Origin of the sequence: Escherichia ruysiae (assembly GCF_031323975.1) — a bacterium.
Classification (GTDB): domain Bacteria; phylum Pseudomonadota; class Gammaproteobacteria; order Enterobacterales; family Enterobacteriaceae; genus Escherichia; species Escherichia ruysiae.
This window is the reverse complement of the sequence record NZ_JAVIWS010000001.1, coordinates 1,156,870-1,174,659: the sequence shown is the minus strand read 5'-3', so window position 1 is coordinate 1,174,659 and position 17,790 is coordinate 1,156,870. Positions and strand designations below refer to the sequence as shown.

Here is a 17,790-nt window from a genome sequence, read left to right as displayed (position 1 = left end):
GTCTTATGAAATACACGTTTCTGGTGGGAACGGGCATTTTTCTCCTGAGCGGCTGGCTGACGGGCAACATGGCCGTCGCGGGAGAAAGTAAACCGGTGTTATTAACGTTGCGCGTTCTGGTGGATGGGCCTCCGCCCTGTTCCGTGAAGGGGAGCAATGTTGAATTTGGCGATGTGTACATTAACAAAATCAATGGCACAAATTACCGCACGACGGGTGCGCTTTATACCCTGAACTGCGGTAACAGGGCATCAGGTGTTGATGATCTGCGGATGCAGCTTAAAGGCACCACCACCGTGATTAACGGGGAAACGGTCATTGCGACGCAAATTTCAGGTTTGGGTATCCGCATTGAAAACGGTGCCGATAACACCCTGTTTAAAGTCGGAGAAGGTAACTGGTCTGATTTCAATGTTAACCAGTTGCCCAGTCTCAAAGCTGTACCGGTAAAACAGAGCGGAGTGCAGCTTACGCCAGCGGAATTTAACGCCAGTATGACGATGGTGGTGGATTACCAATGAAAAAAATCACGTTCTTTATACTCTGCGCGTATGGTGGCATGGCTCTGGCAGCAAATGAAGACATCACCTTCCACGGTACGCTGGTGTCACCTCCAGCCTGTACCATTAGCGAGGGAAAGACCATTGAAGTGGAATTTCGCGATCTTATCATCGACAGCATCAACGGGGATTATGGTCGCAGGGAAGTGAACTATGACCTGAGCTGTGACTCCGCAGTACGCGATCCCGACTGGATTATGACACTTACCTGGACGGGGACGCAGACCTCGTACAATGACGCGGCTATCGAAACAGATGTCCCTGGCTTTGGTATTGAGCTTCAGCACGATGGTCAGCGTTTTAAGCTGAATACGCCGCTTGCCATTAACGCCACCGATTTTACGCAAAAGCCGAAGCTGGAGGCTGTGCCAGTGAAGTCGGCCGGTGCGGTGTTGAGTGATACCACGTTTTCGGCCTATGCAACATTGCGGGTGGATTATCAATGAAGACAGGACGCATTTATTCGTTCGGCTACGCGCTGTTAGCGGGGCTGCTGTTGACCGGTGGCACTTGTGCCCTGGCCGTGGACAACAACCTGCATTTTTACGGCAATTTATTAAGCCGATCCTGCACGCTGGTGGTTGAGGGCGGAAATCTGGCAGAAGTGCATTTTCCTGCCATCAGTCGTCAGGATCTTATGGTCGCCGGGGAATCCCCGCGCGTTCCGGTGGTGTTTAAGCTGAAAGATTGTAAAGGGCCAGCGAGTTACCAAGTGCAGGTGACCCTTACCGGTACGGAAGACAGTGAGCAGCCGGGTTTCCTCGCGCTGGATACCACCTCAACCGCTCAGGGCGTCGGGATTGGAATGGAAACGACCGATGGTGTGCGGGTGGCGATTAACAACCCGACCGGGGCGAAATTTACGCTCAGCGATGGCAGCAATGATATTCATTTCAGGGCCTGGCTGCAGGCGAAAAGCGGTCGCGATGTCACGCTCGGTGATTTTACCGCCAACCTGACGGCAACCTTTGAGTATATATAAGATGAAAAAAATACGATTACTTTTATGCGCCATGCTGGTGCTGTGTTTTAGCCAGGGCGTTCAGGCGAAACTGGGGGCAGTCTATAATAATGTGCCAGTCTATTATGGTACGCTTGGTGCCACTGCAACGCTTCGTTTTTACCTTGATTTACTCACCACCACTGGGGTTTATCATGGGGAGTATTATCAGGATCGATCATATGGCGTCCATTATGGGGATCTTCCGAATAAATCATGGACGGGGCCAGGAAACATTCCTGCACCAAAAATAACGGTAATGTCAAGTGGTGATGGTGTCGTAGCAGATTCTTATTGTCCGGGCGTTAAAGAGATTGACCCAGATTTCGACTGGCAATGCTTAAAAATATTACTGACGATTGAGGTCAATGGTTCGGCGGAGACGTGCCCGTGGATGGTGGGGATGACGGCGAATAGTACTGTAAAGGTATTCATTAATTATCAATCGAAGTTCGAATACTATAGGGGGCCGACGACCTATACAACAACCTGCCCAGGTGAGCCATTAACAAATTATGATATCTCCTGGAGTGACAGCCGCGTTGAACACAGTAAGGTTTTGAATCTGAAATCAACAGGGGCAGTGATTGAACAAAACTTATCGACCTACCTGATGAAAGATGGTCAGCTCTGCGATGGCAGTAAAATGGATGAACGCGGCGCGTATTGTCGCTTTGTAAATCAGTTGATTACCTTTACTGCTGAAGGATGTGATGACGCTAAAGTGACGGTAGCGCCAACGCAACACCCTATTACCGATCGACAACTGCACGATATGTTAGTGCGTGTGGATACCAGTAGCAGGCAGCCCATAGACTCCACCTGCCGATTCCAGTACGTATTGAATATGCTGTAGCGCCCAGGCCGGATATGGCGTTTACGCCGCATCCGGCACTTTTTGTCGGATGCGATGCTGACGCATCTTATCCGACCTACAAATTCCATATCCGGTTGTTGTCATTCAGTCGTGCGTAGGCTGGATAAGGCGTTCACGCCGCATCCGGCATTTCTTGTCGGATGCGATGCTGACGCATCTTATCCGACCTGCAAATTCTATATCCGGTTGTTGTCATTCAGGGCAATTCTGGCGGCAGCCACTCTTCCACTTCAATCAACACTAGCAACGCCGCGTCGCCACCATACTCTTTCGGTGCCTGGTGAAACGCCATGACATGCGGATGTTGCGCCAGCCACAGCGGCGTTTGCTGCTTCAAAATATGCTTCCCGTGACCATGCATCACACAGGCGCAAAACACATGCTCACGGCGGCAGGCGGCAATCAACGCGCCTAACTCTTGTTTGGCCTGAAGTTGCGTCAGACCATGCAGATCCAAAAACAGCTCCGGCGAATAATCGCCACGGCGCAGTTTCTTCGCCTCAAAATGACTCACATCCGGGCGAACATATTTCACCGGACCTTCGGTATTTAATAACGGCTGAAACTCATCAGAGAAATAATGGCTGGCATCAGCCTGCTCCTGAATCAACCGCTTGACCGGCACTTCGCTGACTTTCTTTCGTTGTGGACGATGGACAATCGTGTCCTGCTTAATTTTGCGAGTACCCGCCATCAACTGGCGAAACAGTGCCTGATCCTCCTCGCTGAGTGTTGTTTTCTTTTTCATTTATGTATCTCTGTTTTAATTTTCCTACAGTTTACCCGACTCGCAGCACAATCGATCGGTCAAAACATAATTTTCCTGCGTCATCGCCGCGTGAATGCTGATTTATCGTCATCTTCATGGCAAACTAGCCGCCGAAATTAATGCGACCATGCCCTGGAGGAATACGTGGATAAAATTTTCGTCGATGAAGCAGTAAATGAGCTGCAAACCATTCAGGACATGTTGCGCTGGTCGGTTAGCCGCTTCAGCGCGGCAAATATCTGGTACGGTCACGGCACAGACAACCCGTGGGACGAAGCAGTGCAACTGGTATTGCCATCGCTCTATCTGCCGCTGGATATTCCGGAAGATATGCGTAACGCCCGCCTGACCTCCAGCGAAAAACATCGTATTGTTGAGCGCGTGATCCGCCGCGTCAACGAACGCATTCCGGTGGCTTACCTGACCAACAAAGCCTGGTTCTGCGGCCATGAATTTTACGTCGATGAACGCGTACTGGTGCCACGTTCGCCGATTGGTGAACTGATCAACAATAAATTTGCCGGGCTTATCAGCAAACAACCGCAGCATATTCTGGATATGTGCACTGGCAGCGGATGCATTGCCATTGCCTGCGCTTATGCCTTCCCGGAAGCGGAAGTTGATGCGGTGGATATCTCTCCCGACGCGCTGGCGGTTGCCGAACAGAACATCGAAGAACACGGTTTGATCCATAACGTCATTCCGATTCGATCCGATCTGTTCCGAGACTTGCCGAAAGTGCAGTATGACCTGATCGTCACCAACCCGCCGTATGTCGATGCGGAAGATATGTCCGACCTGCCAAACGAATATCGTCACGAGCCGGAACTGGGCCTGGCATCTGGCACTGACGGCCTGAAACTGACTCGCCGCATTCTCGGTAACGCGGCAGATTACCTTGCTGATGATGGCGTGCTGATTTGTGAAGTGGGCAACAGCATGGTACATCTTATGGAACAATATCCGGATGTTCCGTTCACCTGGCTGGAGTTTGATAACGGCGGCGACGGTGTGTTTATGCTCACCAAAGCGCAGCTTGTTGCTGCGCGGGAACATTTTGGAATTTATAAAGATTAAGTAAACACGCAAACACAACAATAACGGAGCCGTGATGGCTGGAAACACAATAGGACAACTCTTTCGCGTAACCACCTTCGGCGAATCGCACGGGCTGGCGCTCGGCTGTATCGTCGATGGTGTGCCGCCAGGCATCCCGCTCACGGAAGCGGATCTGCAACACGATCTCGACCGTCGTCGCCCAGGGACATCGCGCTATACCACCCAGCGCCGCGAGCCGGATCAGGTCAAAATTCTCTCCGGCGTTTTTGAAGGCGTCACCACCGGCACCAGCATTGGCTTGTTGATCGAAAACACCGATCAGCGTTCTCAGGATTACAGCGCGATTAAGGACGTTTTCCGCCCAGGCCATGCCGATTACACCTACGAACAAAAATACGGCTTGCGCGATTATCGCGGCGGCGGTCGTTCTTCCGCTCGTGAAACCGCCATGCGCGTTGCGGCAGGGGCGATTGCCAAAAAATATCTCGCTGAGAAATTTGGCATTGAAATTCGCGGCTGCCTGACCCAGATGGGCGATATTCCGCTGGAAATCAAAGACTGGTCGCAGGTTGAGCAAAATCCGTTCTTCTGCCCGGATCCGGACAAAATCGAAGCCTTAGATGAACTGATGCGTGCGCTGAAAAAAGAGGGCGACTCCATCGGTGCGAAAGTCACCGTTGTTGCCAGTGGCGTTCCTGCCGGACTTGGCGAGCCGGTCTTTGACCGCCTGGATGCCGACATCGCCCACGCGCTGATGAGCATCAACGCGGTGAAAGGCGTGGAAATTGGCGATGGTTTTGACGTGGTGGCGCTGCGCGGCAGCCAGAACCGCGACGAAATCACCAAAGACGGTTTCCAGAGCAACCATGCGGGCGGCATTCTCGGCGGTATCAGCAGCGGGCAGCAAATCATTGCCCATATGGCGCTGAAACCGACCTCCAGCATTACTGTGCCGGGGCGTACCATTAACCGCTTTGGCGAAGAAGTTGAGATGATCACCAAAGGCCGTCACGATCCCTGTGTCGGGATCCGCGCGGTGCCGATCGCTGAAGCGATGCTGGCGATCGTTTTAATGGATCACCTGCTACGGCAGCGGGCGCAAAATGCCGATGTGAAGACTGATATTCCACGCTGGTAAAAAATGAACAAAACCGCGATTGCGCTGCTGGCTCTGCTTGCCAGTAGCGCCAGCCTGGCAGCGACGCCGTGGCAAAAAATAACCCAACCTGTGCCGGGTAGCGCACAATCAATAGGCAGTTTTTCTAATGGCTGTATCGTCGGCGCTGACACGCTGCCGATACAGTCCGAACATTATCAGGTCATGCGTACCGATCAGCGTCGCTATTTCGGACACCCGGATCTGGTGATGTTTATTCAGCGTCTGAGTAGCCAGGTGAACAATCTGGGCATGGGTACGGTGCTGATTGGCGATATGGGGATGCCCGCTGGTGGGCGTTTCAACGGCGGTCACGCCAGCCACCAGACCGGACTGGATGTTGATATCTTCCTGCAACTGCCAAAAACACGCTGGACTTCCGCGCAGCTCTTGCGTCCGCAAGCACTAGACTTAGTTTCCCGCGACGGTAAACACGTTGTCCCCACGCTGTGGAAACCAGAAATTTTCAGCCTGATCAAACTCGCTGCGCAGGACAAAGACGTCACCCGCATTTTTGTTAATCCGGCGATTAAACAACAACTTTGCCTTGATGCGGGCACCGATCGCGACTGGTTGCGCAAAGTGCGACCCTGGTTCCAGCATCGTGCGCATATGCATGTACGATTACGTTGTCCTGCCGATAGTCTGGAGTGTGAAGATCAACCTTTACCGCCACCGGGCGATGGTTGCGGGGCTGAACTGCAAAGCTGGTTTGAACCACCGAAACCAGGAACAACAAAGCCTGAGAAGAAGACACCGCCTCCGTTGCCGCCTTCCTGCCAGGCGCTACTGGATGAGCACGTGATCTAATGGAAACGTTTAATAGCCTGTTTATGGTCTCCCCGCTATTGCTGGGCGTTCTCTTTTTTGTCGCCATGCTGGCGGGATTTATTGACTCGATTGCCGGTGGCGGTGGGTTACTTACCATTCCGGCGTTAATGGCGGCGGGGATGTCTCCCGCTAACGCGCTGGCAACCAATAAACTGCAAGCCTGCGGCGGCTCTATTTCCGCCACTATCTACTTTATTCGCCGCAAAGTGGTTAGCTTAAGCGATCAAAAACTCAATATCGCGATGACCTTTGTCGGCTCAATGAGCGGCGCACTGCTGGTGCAATACGTTCAGGCTGATGTCTTACGGCAGATTTTGCCCATTCTGGTAATTTGTATCGGTCTCTATTTCTTGCTGATGCCCAAACTGGGAGAAGAAGATCGCCAGCGCCGGATGTACGGCCTACCTTTCGCGTTAATTGCTGGTGGTTGTGTCGGTTTTTACGATGGATTCTTTGGCCCGGCTGCCGGATCGTTTTACGCGCTGGCCTTCGTTACGCTGTGCGGATTCAACCTCGCCAAAGCCACGGCTCACGCTAAATTACTTAACGCAACGTCAAACATAGGCGGTTTGCTGCTGTTTATTCTCGGCGGCAAAGTGATTTGGGCGACAGGATTCGTGATGCTGGTGGGGCAGTTCCTCGGCGCGCGCATGGGTTCAAGACTGGTGTTGAGCAAAGGACAAAAGCTGATCCGCCCGATGATCGTTATTGTATCGGCGGTGATGAGTGCCAAATTACTTTATGATAGCCACGGACAGGAGATCCTCCACTGGTTGGGGATGAACTAATGAACAGTACACACCACTATGAGCAGTTGATTGAAATTTTTAATAGCTGCTTTGCCGATGAATTTAATACCCGTCTGATTAAAGGCGACGACGAACCGATCTATCTTCCTGCTGATGCGGAAATACCGTTTAACCGAATCGTCTTTGCTCATGGTTTTTATGCCAGCGCAATTCATGAGATTTCGCACTGGTGTATTGCCGGGAAAGCGCGCCGTGAACTGGTTGATTTCGGCTACTGGTATTGCCCGGACGGACGCGATGCCCAAACGCAAAGCCAGTTTGAAGATGTTGAAGTTAAGCCGCAGGCGCTGGACTGGTTGTTCTGCGTGGCGGCGGGATATCCGTTTAATGTTAGCTGCGACAATCTGGAAGGCGACTTCGAACCGGATCGCGTGGTGTTCCAGCGACGCGTACATGCGCAGGTGATGGATTATCTGGCAAACGGTATTCCCGAACGTCCGGCACGCTTCATAAACGCATTACAAAATTATTATCACACGCCGGAAATTACGGCGGAACAGTTCCCGTGGCCGGAAGAGCTCAACTGAAGCCAGCGCCACGTTTTACAATGAGGAAAGAAGATGATCGCGGAGTTTGAATCACGCATTCTGGCATTAATCGACGGTATGGTTGACTATGCCAGTGATGATGAGTTGTTTGCCAGTGGATATTTGCGTGGCCACCTGACGTTAGCCATCGCAGAACTGGAAAGTGGTGATGACCACTCCGCCCAGGCTGTGCATACAACCGTTAGCCAGAGTCTGGAAAAAGCCATTGGCGCCGGTGAATTGTCGCCGCGTGACCAGGCGCTGGTTACCGATATGTGGGAAAACCTGTTTCAGCAGGCGTCACAGCAGTAAGTTGTTGGCGTCTGGAGCACCATGCCTGATGCGACGCTTGCCGCGTCTTATCAGGCCTACATGTTACCGTAGGTCGGATAAGGCGTTCACGCCGCATCCGACAAACAATGCCAAAGCTGATTACCCGGCCTTCACCATTTTACCTTTCAACAATTTCCGTACCCATAACCGATTCGGATTTAACGCCGCCAGCGTACTGGCATCCATCGGAATCGGTTCGTCGCTCATCTGCGCCGCCAGAATCTCGGCACACAGCGGGGCAGAACATAAACCGCGAGAACCCAAAGCAGCAACCATAAAGAGATCGTCATAAACCGGTGCGCTTACCGCCTCATCTTTCTGTTCCGCCAGCGAGGCATATTCCGCGAGCGTTGCGTCATAATCGGGAACATTGCCCACCATTGGCAGATGATCGCGGGTGGCACAACGTACACCGCAACGCGCCTCTTTATCACTGACATCGACTTCTGTCGCCCATTTCGCCTGCGGGAAACAATCAATCAACCGCTGGCGATTCTGCTGCTGATCATCTTCACTGTACGTCGTATCTTCACTACCGCGATGGTAACTGGCGCCAATACAATGATGCTGATTTGCCGGATTTTGCGGCGTGAGATAACCGTCATAACACAGCACCTGCTTCAGTTTCGCCAGTTCCGGTGTTGTCGGAATATGGCTAACCTGACCGGCAACTGAATACACCGGCAGAGGCGATGTTTGGCTGAAACGGCTAATTTGATGCCCGTTCGCCAGTACCACCACACTATGCGTCGCTTGCTTATCACCTGCAAAATTCAGCAACCAACAGTCATCCTTATGGGATAAGTCCTGTAACTGGTGTTGATAACGAATCTGTAAGCCTTGCTGTTGCGCCAGTTCCAGCACATTACGGGTCAGTTCTGCCGGGCACAACCAGCCACCTTGCGGATATGTAATACCGCCGCAATTTGTTACTACACCTGTAACGCCTTCAACCTCATTCGCCCCGACTGCAACAGCCAGATCTGCGGGTAAATCCATCGACAGCATCTGCGCGATTTTATGCTGGCTTTTCTCATCCCAGCCTAACTGCGTGACGCCGCACCAGTCATGATCAAATTTAACGGGCAATAAATCGTAAAGCCGACGAGCAAAAGTAAACGCATTAGAGAAAAAGCGGTTCAGCGCCTCATCATGTTTGCTTAATAACGGATACAGCGCCCCCTGGCGATTGCCGGAAGCACCCAGTGCAGGGGCATCATCCGCGCAATAAAGCGTTACCTGCCAGCCGCGACGCAACAGCGCCAGAGACAATAACGCGCTGGCGATACCGCCGCCGATAACTGCGGCTTCCCGTTTGCTGCTGCCTGTACGGTTAAACCACGGCGTGGAGGAGGGGAGTGGTAATGTCTGTTCCATTACGCCGCAAAGCATTTCCCGTTTTCGCCCAAAGCCCTTACGCTTTTGCATTGTGAATCCGGCTTCCTGCAAACCGCGACGGACAAATCCGGCAGAAGTGAAGGTCGCCAGCGTGCCGCCAGGACGCGCCAGACGCGCCATGGCATTAAACAGGTTTTGCGTCCACATATCCGGGTTTTTCGCGGGCGCAAAGCCGTCCAGAAACCAGGCATCCACTTTTTGATTCAGCGAATCGTCCAGTTGGCTGGTCAGTTCGTTAATGTCGCCAAACCATAAATCCAGCGTTACGCGTCCTTCATCGAGCAATAAACGATGGCAACCGGGTAAGGGTAAAGGCCACTGCGCCTGGAGTTGTTCCGCCCACGGCGCCAGTTCCGGCCAGTGTTGATGCGCTAACGCTAAATCAGCACGGGTGAGGGGAAATTTCTCAAAACTAATGAAATGTAAGCGTTGTAATTGCGCCTGCGGATGCACTTCGCGAAACTGATCAAATGCCTGCCATAGCGTCAGGAAGTTTAATCCGGTGCCGAAGCCGCTCTCTGCTACCACAAACAGAGGATGTGGATGAGCAGGAAAACGTGCCTCTAATTGGTTACCTCCCAGAAAGACATAACGCGTCTCTTCCAGTCCGTTATCGTTGGAAAAATATACATCGTCAAAATCTCGGGAAACAGGTGTACCCTCAGCATTAAATTCGAGGTTGGCAGGTTGTATTGCGTAGTGTTTCACGTAAGTTACTCGTCTTACAGGCGGTGGCTCGATCTTAGCGATGTGTGTCAGGCTGCGCAAATTTCTCTATAAATTGTCTGATCGGACTTGTTCGGCGTACAAGTGTACGCTATTGTGCATTCGAAACTTACTCTATGTGCGACTTACAGAGGTATTGAATGAAACGTGCAGTGATTACTGGCCTGGGCATTGTTTCCAGCATCGGTAATAACCAGCAGGAAGTCCTGGCATCTCTGCGTGAAGGACGTTCAGGGATCACTTTCTCTCAGGAGCTGAAGGATTCCGGCATGCGTAGCCACGTCTGGGGCAACGTAAAACTGGATACCACTGGCCTCATTGACCGCAAAGTTGTGCGCTTTATGAGCGACGCATCCATCTATGCATTCCTTTCTATGGAGCAGGCAATTGCAGATGCTGGCCTCTCTCCGGAAGCTTACCAGAATAACCCGCGCGTTGGCCTGATTGCAGGTTCCGGCGGCGGTTCCCCGCGTTTCCAGGTGTTCGGCGCTGACGCAATGCGTGGCCCGCGCGGCCTGAAAGCGGTTGGCCCGTATGTGGTCACCAAAGCGATGGCATCTGGCGTTTCTGCCTGCCTCGCCACACCGTTTAAAATTCACGGTGTTAACTACTCCATCAGCTCCGCGTGTGCGACTTCCGCACACTGTATCGGTAACGCAGTCGAGCAGATCCAACTGGGCAAACAAGATATCGTGTTTGCTGGCGGCGGCGAAGAGCTGTGCTGGGAAATGGCGTGCGAATTCGATGCAATGGGCGCGCTGTCTACCAAATACAACGACACCCCGGAAAAAGCCTCCCGTACTTATGACGCTCATCGTGATGGTTTCGTTATCGCTGGCGGCGGTGGTATGGTCGTGGTGGAAGAGCTGGAACACGCTCTGGCACGTGGCGCCCACATCTACGCTGAAATCGTTGGCTACGGCGCAACGTCTGATGGCGCAGATATGGTTGCTCCGTCTGGTGAAGGTGCGGTTCGCTGCATGAAGATGGCGATGCACGGCGTTGATACCCCAATCGACTACCTGAACTCTCACGGTACTTCAACTCCGGTTGGCGACGTGAAAGAGCTGGCGGCTATCCGTGAAGTGTTCGGCGATAAGAGCCCGGCGATTTCTGCAACCAAAGCAATGACCGGTCACTCACTGGGCGCGGCGGGTGTGCAGGAAGCTATCTACTCTCTGCTGATGCTGGAGCACGGCTTTATCGCCCCGAGCATCAACATTGAAGAGCTGGACGAACAGGCGGCGGGTCTGAACATCGTGACCGAAAAAACCGATCGCGAACTGACTACCGTTATGTCTAACAGCTTCGGCTTCGGCGGCACCAACGCCACGCTGGTAATGCGCAAGCTGAAAGATTAATAGATAGAGTCGGTCGGATAAAACGCGTCAGCGTCGCATCCGACACTAACGCAAAAGGGAGCCTGATGGTTCCCTTTTTCACATCATTGACAATTGCCGCCTGTTCCAGGCAAACTTCCCGCTTTGTCGATTTCCTTCTGAAAAGACGTAAGCGTTAAATCCTGCCAACGCACCGTAACCCTGAAACCAGAGAGATGAGACGGGGAAATTCCTCGCCTTGCGCTGCATTCTGGAGTAATGCATGACTGCTGTAAGCCAAACAGAAACACGATCTTCTGCCAATTTTTCACTCTTTCGTATCGCCTTTGCGGTTTTTCTAACTTACATGACCGTAGGGTTACCGTTGCCGGTTATCCCGCTGTTTGTTCATCATGAACTGGGCTATGGCAACACCATGGTCGGGATTGCCGTCGGCATTCAGTTTCTGGCTACGGTGCTGACGCGTGGCTACGCCGGGCGGCTGGCCGATCAATATGGCGCAAAACGTTCGGCGCTTCAGGGGATGTTAGCTTGTGGTCTGGCTGGCGGCGCGCTGCTGCTGGCGGCGCTTTTACCCGTCTCTGCACCGATTAAATTTGCTCTGCTGGTCGTTGGGCGTTTAATTCTTGGTTTTGGTGAAAGTCAGTTACTGACGGGGGCTTTGACATGGGGATTAGGCATTGTCGGACCGAAACACTCCGGTAAAGTGATGTCCTGGAACGGAATGGCCATTTACGGCGCACTGGCAGTCGGTGCACCGCTTGGCTTACTGATTCATAGCCATTATGGTTTTGCCGCACTGGCGCTTACTACAATGGCATTGCCGTTACTGGCGTGGGTCTGCAATGGCACAGTACGCAAAGTACCGGCAATGACGGGAGAACGCCCATCGCTGTGGAGCGTTATCGGGCTTATCTGGAAACCAGGACTAGGTCTGGCGCTTCAGGGGGTTGGCTTTGCGGTTATCGGGACTTTTGTTTCGCTCTACTTTGCCAGCAAAGGATGGGCGATGGCGGGCTTTACGCTCACAGCCTTTGGCGGCGCCTTTGTCGTTATGCGCGTGATGTTTGGCTGGATGCCAGATCGTTTTGGCGGCGTAAAAGTGGCGATTGTCTCTCTGCTGGTGGAAACGATAGGCTTGTTGTTGCTCTGGCAGGCGCCGGCCGCGTGGGTCGCATTAGCGGGCGCGGCGTTAACCGGAGCCGGATGTTCGCTTATTTTCCCTGCGCTGGGCGTGGAGGTGGTTAAACGTGTTCCTTCCCAGGTTCGCGGTACTGCGCTCGGCGGCTATGCCGCGTTTCAGGATATCGCCCTCGGCGTTTCCGGGCCGCTGGCGGGAGTGCTGGCGACCTCGTTTGGCTACTCTTCGGTATTTCTTGCTGGGGCGATATCGGCGGTGCTGGGGATTATCGTGACGATACTGTCGTTTCGCCGGTGTTAACTCACCAGCCAAACCAACATCACAACGATGACGACGAATAATATCCACAAGCTGGGGCGCATTGACATTTTTTGTATCGTGTCAATGAATGGGGTAAAGGGATTGAACAGCGGTTGAATATTACGCGGTTCAATGCCTTTCACCCGCCGCTGATAGAGCTGGTTAAGGATATCCTCGGCCTGTGCAGAAGTCAGGGCTGAATGCGTAGAAAGGCCATACTTTTGCTCAACATAGGTCGATAATACCGTCAGCTCGCTGGCATCCAGTGGCTGTTTTAGCGCCATCTGGAGCGACTCCAGCGTCGGTGTGTGTTGCTGACTTAACGCCTGACGCGCCTGTAACCAGGTGACGAGATGGTTAAACTGTTTCGCCGGAATCAACTCGCCATCTTTCACCCCTGAAAGTTCCAGCATCGATTGCCAGATCTGTTTACTGGGTTCCCCCGTGGCTGCCGCGAGTTTTGTGACCAGTTGCTTGAGAGTATTGTGCTCTGCTGGTAATAAAGGTCGCTCGGTCGCCTGGCGCTGTTGCGGCTGTGGGATAACCATCTTCCCTTCTTGTAGCAGAGTCAGGACGGTTTTTAATTGCTCCGGTGAGAGTTGATTCAGAGGTGTCTGGCCAAAATTATGCCGGATATAATCCGTGACGGCCTGACGATTATTCCCCAGACGTAAATATTCCCCCAATTGAGCCAGAAGTTGGCGGACAGAATAACTTTTTTGCGCAGACAGCAGCCGTTGCGCAAGGTTTTGTTCTGCGGCCGGGAAGTGGCGTGAAAGCAAAGGTGAATCACCCGGCAGACCGATATCGTGCTTTATATTGGCCCACAATTCCGCTCTCTGCTGTTGCGTCAGCGAAGTTATTTTGGTCATCAAACTTTCCAACGCGGTACGTTGCAAGCTGGATAAAGGTTGATTGCCTGCGCCAGACGACAGGTTATCCCCCTGCCCTGGTGGTTGCGCAGGAGGAAGGCCTGAAAGAGGTTGTATCATTATGTATCCTTATACCTGAAATCATCGCAAGTATGCCTGGCCGCGAGATTATGGCACACTTATCCGGTTAACTCTCGTTCTCATACAGGTAGCACAAACGTGAAAATCCTTGTTGATGAAAATATGCCTTATGCCCGCGAATTATTTAGCCGTCTGGGTGAGGTGAAAGCGGTTCCGGGGCGTCCAATTCCAGTCGCTGAACTGGATGATGCAGATGCGCTGATGGTGCGTTCAGTCACAAAAGTGAACGCGTCGCTGCTGACGGGGAAACCGATAAAATTTGTTGGCACTGCCACGGCAGGGACAGACCATGTTGATGAGGCATGGTTGAAGCAGGTGGGGATTGGTTTTTCTGCGGCACCTGGCTGTAATGCGATTGCGGTAGTGGAATACGTTTTCTCGTCATTGCTGATGCTTGCCGAACGCGATGGATTTTCACTGCATGACCGTACCGTGGGGATCGTGGGCGTCGGTAATGTCGGTCGTCGATTACAGGCGCGGCTGGAGGCGTTGGGGATTAAAACCTTGCTTTGCGATCCGCCACGCGCCGATCGTGGGGATGAGGGGAATTTCCGTTCTCTTGATGAGCTGGTTCAGCACGCAGATGTTCTGACTTTCCATACACCGCTCTTTAAAGATGGGCCGTACAAAACGCTACATCTGGCGGATGAAAAACTGATCCGTAGCCTTAAACCTGGAGCGATCCTGATTAACGCCTGCCGTGGCGCAGTCGTCGATAATACCGCCCTGCTGACCTGTCTGAACGAAGGTCAGAAATTAAGCGTGGTGCTGGATGTCTGGGAAGGCGAACCGGAACTCAACGTGGAACTGTTGAAGAAAGTGGATATCGGCACGCCGCATATTGCCGGTTATACCCTGGAAGGAAAAGCGCGCGGTACTACGCAAGTGTTTGAAGCCTATAGCAAGTTTATTGGTCATGAACAACACGTTGCGCTGGATACATTGCTGCCAACGCCAGAGTTTGGTCGCATTACGCTGCATGGCTCGCTCGATCAGCCAACGCTGAAAAGGCTGGTGCATTTGGTGTATGATGTGCGCCGCGATGACGCACCGCTGCGTAAAGTCGCCGGAATACCGGGTGAGTTTGATAAACTGCGCAAAAACTACCTTGAGCGCCGTGAATGGTCGTCTCTGTATGTGATCTGTGATGACGCCAGCGCGGCGGCATTACTGTGTAAACTGGGTTTTAACGCCGTTCATCATCCGGCACGTTAATCTCTTCTTCATGCTCTCTGCTGTAATATCGGCAGGGAGTTTTGCTATTTCTGGAGTAAACCACCATGTCTGAAGGCTGGAACATTGCCGTCCTGGGCGCAACTGGCGCTGTGGGCGAAGCCCTGCTTGAAACGCTGGCTGAACGTCAGTTCCCGGTTGGGGAAATTTATGCACTGGCACGTAACGAAAGCGCAGGCGAACAACTGCGCTTTGGTGGTAAGACAATCACCGTGCAGGATGCCGCTGAATTCGACTGGACGCAGGCGCAACTGGCATTTTTTGTCGCAGGCAAAGAAGCGACCGCTGCCTGGGTTGAAGAAGCGACCAACGCGGGTTGTCTGGTGATCGACAGCAGCGGATTGTTTGCTCTCGAACCCGACGTACCGCTGGTGGTGCCGGAAGTAAACCCGTTTGTACTGACCGATTACCGCAACCGGAATGTCATCGCCGTACCGGACAGCCTGACCAGCCAGTTACTGGCGGCACTGAAACCGTTAATCGATCAAGGCGGTTTGTCTCGTATCAGCGTCACCAGCCTGATTTCTGCCTCCGCCCAGGGTAAAAAAGCGGTCGATGCGTTAGCGGGGCAGAGCGCGAAACTGCTGAACGGTATTCCGATTGATGAAGAAGATTTCTTTGGGCGTCAGCTGGCGTTCAACATGCTGCCCTTATTGCCGGATCGCGAAGGTAGCGTGCGCGAAGAACGCCGTATCGTCGATGAAGTGCGCAAAATCATGCAGGACGAAGGACTGATGATCTCGGCAAGTGTTGTTCAGGCACCGGTATTTTACGGTCATGCCCAGATGGTCAATTTTGAAGCACTGCGTCCGCTGGCGGCAGAAGAAGCGCGTGATGCGTTTGCTCAAAGCGAAGATATTGAGCTTTCTGAAGAGAATGAATTTCCAACGCAGGTGGGCGATGCTTCCGGGTCGCCGCATCTTTCTGTTGGTTGCGTGCGTAATGACTATGGTATGCCGGAGCAAATTCAGTTCTGGTCGGTGGCTGATAACGTTCGCTTTGGCGGCGCATTGATGGCAGTGAAGATCGCTGAAAAACTGGTGCAGGAGTACCTGTACTAATGTCCGACCAGCAACAACCGCCAGTTTATAAAATTGCGCTGGGCATTGAGTACGACGGCAGCAGATATTACGGCTGGCAACGGCAGAACGAAGTTCGCAGCGTGCAGGAGAAGCTGGAAAAGGCGCTCTCGCAGGTGGCGAACGAACCGATCACCGTCTTCTGCGCCGGGCGTACCGACGCAGGCGTACACGGCACCGGGCAGGTTGTGCATTTCGAAACGACCGCGCAGCGCAAAGACGCTGCGTGGACGTTGGGCGTAAATGCGAATTTACCTGGTGACATCGCCGTGCGTTGGGTTAAAGCTGTACCCGATGATTTTCATGCCAGATTTAGCGCCACGGCTCGCCGTTATCGCTACATCATCTACAATCATCGCCTGCGCCCGGCAGTGCTGAGTAAAGGGGTAACCCACTTTTACGAACCGCTGGACGCCGAACGGATGCATCGGGCTGCGCAATGCCTGCTGGGCGAGAATGATTTCACCTCGTTCCGCGCGGTGCAATGTCAGTCCCGAACGCCGTGGCGCAACGTTATGCATATCAACGTCACGCGTCACGGTCCTTATGTGGTGGTGGATATCAAAGCGAATGCCTTTGTACACCATATGGTGAGGAATATTGTAGGCAGCCTGATGGAAGTCGGTGCCCACAACCAGCCAGAGAGCTGGATAGCAGAGCTGTTGGCGGCAAAGGACAGAACGCTGGCGGCAGCAACGGCGAAAGCGGAAGGTCTATATCTGGTTGCGGTGGATTACCCTGACCGGTTTGATCTTCCAAAGCCGCCAATGGGCCCGCTATTTCTGGCGGACTAACGAGAATAATGCTCTGAACATTTCAGGCCGTAGCCAGCGCAGTTACGGCCTGAAAGAGTAAGAGCAAAAGGCATAGGCAATTATGGACCTGATTTATTTCCTCATCGATTTTATCCTGCACATTGATGTGCATCTGGCGGAGCTGGTCGCAGAGTATGGCGTCTGGGTTTATGCCATCCTGTTTTTGATTTTGTTCTGTGAAACCGGTCTGGTGGTGACACCGTTTCTGCCGGGAGATTCGCTGCTGTTTGTCGCTGGAGCACTGGCTTCGCTTGAAACCAACGATCTCAATGTTCATATGATGGTCGTACTGATGTTAATTGCCGCGATTGTTGGTGATGCGGTCAACTACACCATCGGGCGATTGTTCGGCGAGAAATTATTCAGTAATCCGAACTCGAAAATTTTCCGCCGTAGCTATCTCGACAAAACGCATCAGTTTTATGAGAAACACGGTGGCAAAACCATTATTCTTGCCCGTTTTGTGCCAATCGTCAGAACGTTCGCCCCGTTCGTTGCGGGGATGGGCCACATGTCGTACCGTCATTTCGCCGCTTACAATGTGATCGGCGCGCTGTTATGGGTACTGCTTTTTACCTACGCAGGCTATTTCTTCGGTACAATCCCAATGGTTCAGGATAACCTTAAGCTGCTGATCGTCGGGATTATTGTGGTTTCCATATTGCCGGGCGTCATCGAAATTATCCGTCACAAACGCGCTGCGGCACGCGCCGCAAAATAAAGTAACTCGGCGGTTCGACCACTTTTTTATCCAAAGTTTCGGGCTGTTATGTTTTAATGTGCAACATTGATGGTCTGTTGGGGGCAAAAATGGCATTATGCGT

The 17,790-nt window shown here is 52.7% G+C and carries 19 protein-coding genes; 16 read left to right on the top strand and 3 right to left on the bottom strand.

The window, feature by feature from the left end; all coding sequences use genetic code 11:
* The first annotated feature begins 5 nt into the window (after positions 1-5).
* The 4 genes from RGV86_RS05940 to RGV86_RS05925 are packed head-to-tail and all read left to right on the top strand — an operon-like array spanning position 6 to position 2,416.
* A complete protein-coding gene (locus tag RGV86_RS05940; RefSeq protein WP_085460984.1) occupies positions 6-521 on the top strand; it encodes a fimbrial protein in 516 nt (171 codons plus the stop codon).
* On the top strand, positions 518-1,006 hold the full coding sequence (locus RGV86_RS05935; protein WP_085460983.1) for a fimbrial protein: 489 nt from the start codon (positions 518-520) through the stop codon (positions 1,004-1,006). Before RGV86_RS05940 ends, RGV86_RS05935 begins: the two co-directional genes overlap by 4 nt.
* On the top strand, positions 1,003-1,542 hold the full coding sequence (locus tag RGV86_RS05930) for a fimbrial protein (RefSeq protein WP_085460982.1): 540 nt from the start codon (positions 1,003-1,005) through the stop codon (positions 1,540-1,542). The genes RGV86_RS05935 and RGV86_RS05930 overlap by 4 nt, the downstream gene beginning before the upstream one ends.
* Position 1,543: 1 nt before the next feature.
* Positions 1,544-2,416, top strand: a complete 873-nt coding sequence (locus RGV86_RS05925) for a StfH/YfcO family fimbrial adhesin (RefSeq protein ID WP_085460981.1) — start codon at positions 1,544-1,546, stop codon at positions 2,414-2,416.
* Between the two features lie 217 nt (positions 2,417-2,633).
* On the opposite strand, the gene smrB is transcribed toward RGV86_RS05925, so the two are convergent.
* Positions 2,634-3,185 carry an endonuclease SmrB gene (smrB, locus tag RGV86_RS05920; RefSeq protein ID WP_000730816.1) on the bottom strand — a complete coding sequence of 184 codons (552 nt, stop codon included), beginning with the start codon at positions 3,183-3,185 and terminating at the stop codon, positions 2,634-2,636.
* Positions 3,186-3,350: 165 nt separating this feature from the next.
* Between smrB and prmB the strand changes: the two genes are divergently transcribed.
* From prmB to RGV86_RS05890, 6 genes are read left to right on the top strand one after another with little or no spacing between them, the layout of a single operon-like run.
* The gene (gene prmB / locus RGV86_RS05915; protein ID WP_010346713.1) at positions 3,351-4,283 is read left to right on the top strand and encodes a 50S ribosomal protein L3 N(5)-glutamine methyltransferase; all 933 of its coding nucleotides are present in this window, start codon (positions 3,351-3,353) and stop codon (positions 4,281-4,283) included.
* 34 nt (positions 4,284-4,317) lie between these two features.
* A complete protein-coding gene (gene aroC / locus RGV86_RS05910; RefSeq protein ID WP_001353064.1) occupies positions 4,318-5,403 on the top strand; it encodes a chorismate synthase in 1,086 nt (361 codons plus the stop codon).
* A gap of 3 nt (positions 5,404-5,406) precedes the next feature.
* The gene (gene mepA, locus RGV86_RS05905) at positions 5,407-6,231 is read left to right on the top strand and encodes a penicillin-insensitive murein endopeptidase (protein ID WP_085460980.1); all 825 of its coding nucleotides are present in this window, start codon (positions 5,407-5,409) and stop codon (positions 6,229-6,231) included.
* Entirely contained in the window at positions 6,231-7,040 is an 810-nt protein-coding gene (locus RGV86_RS05900) for a sulfite exporter TauE/SafE family protein (protein WP_000447361.1), read from the top strand. Before mepA ends, RGV86_RS05900 begins: the two co-directional genes overlap by 1 nt.
* The gene (epmC, locus tag RGV86_RS05895; protein WP_001089228.1) at positions 7,040-7,588 is read left to right on the top strand and encodes an elongation factor P hydroxylase; all 549 of its coding nucleotides are present in this window, start codon (positions 7,040-7,042) and stop codon (positions 7,586-7,588) included. Before RGV86_RS05900 ends, epmC begins: the two co-directional genes overlap by 1 nt.
* A gap of 33 nt (positions 7,589-7,621) precedes the next feature.
* Entirely contained in the window at positions 7,622-7,900 is a 279-nt protein-coding gene (locus RGV86_RS05890; protein ID WP_085460979.1) for a YfcL family protein, read from the top strand.
* Between the two features lie 120 nt (positions 7,901-8,020).
* Here the strand turns inward: RGV86_RS05890 and mnmC are convergent, their stop codons facing one another.
* Entirely contained in the window at positions 8,021-10,027 is a 2,007-nt protein-coding gene (mnmC, locus tag RGV86_RS05885; RefSeq protein WP_085460978.1) for a bifunctional tRNA (5-methylaminomethyl-2-thiouridine)(34)-methyltransferase MnmC2/FAD-dependent 5-carboxymethylaminomethyl-2-thiouridine(34) oxidoreductase MnmC1, read from the bottom strand.
* A 158-nt stretch (positions 10,028-10,185) separates the two neighbouring features.
* Between mnmC and fabB the strand changes: the two genes are divergently transcribed.
* Together fabB and RGV86_RS05875 are read left to right on the top strand one after the other, a co-directional pair.
* Entirely contained in the window at positions 10,186-11,406 is a 1,221-nt protein-coding gene (gene fabB / locus RGV86_RS05880; protein WP_085460977.1) for a beta-ketoacyl-ACP synthase I, read from the top strand.
* 241 nt (positions 11,407-11,647) lie between these two features.
* Positions 11,648-12,826: an MFS transporter gene (locus RGV86_RS05875; protein WP_000127793.1), complete on the top strand. Its 1,179-nt coding sequence runs from the start codon at positions 11,648-11,650 to the stop codon at positions 12,824-12,826.
* Here RGV86_RS05875 and flk read toward each other — a convergent pair.
* A complete protein-coding gene (gene flk / locus RGV86_RS05870) occupies positions 12,823-13,818 on the bottom strand; it encodes a flagella biosynthesis regulator Flk (protein ID WP_000615849.1) in 996 nt (331 codons plus the stop codon). The two genes, RGV86_RS05875 and flk, sit on opposite strands and share 4 nt — an antisense overlap.
* Positions 13,819-13,917: 99 nt before the next feature.
* Here flk and pdxB point away from each other — a divergent pair, with 99 nt between their 5' ends.
* From pdxB to RGV86_RS05850, 4 genes are all read left to right on the top strand, one after another.
* Complete coding sequence (gene pdxB, locus RGV86_RS05865; protein WP_085460976.1) at positions 13,918-15,054, top strand: 4-phosphoerythronate dehydrogenase PdxB; 1,137 nt, start codon at positions 13,918-13,920, stop codon at positions 15,052-15,054.
* A gap of 65 nt (positions 15,055-15,119) precedes the next feature.
* Positions 15,120-16,133 carry an aspartate-semialdehyde dehydrogenase gene (locus RGV86_RS05860; RefSeq protein WP_001289156.1) on the top strand — a complete coding sequence of 338 codons (1,014 nt, stop codon included), beginning with the start codon at positions 15,120-15,122 and terminating at the stop codon, positions 16,131-16,133.
* Positions 16,133-16,945 carry a tRNA pseudouridine(38-40) synthase TruA gene (gene truA, locus RGV86_RS05855; RefSeq protein ID WP_001283597.1) on the top strand — a complete coding sequence of 271 codons (813 nt, stop codon included), beginning with the start codon at positions 16,133-16,135 and terminating at the stop codon, positions 16,943-16,945. Before RGV86_RS05860 ends, truA begins: the two co-directional genes overlap by 1 nt.
* An 82-nt stretch (positions 16,946-17,027) precedes the next feature.
* Complete coding sequence (locus RGV86_RS05850) at positions 17,028-17,687, top strand: DedA family protein (RefSeq protein ID WP_000364335.1); 660 nt, start codon at positions 17,028-17,030, stop codon at positions 17,685-17,687.
* The last annotated feature ends 103 nt before the right edge of the window (positions 17,688-17,790 follow it).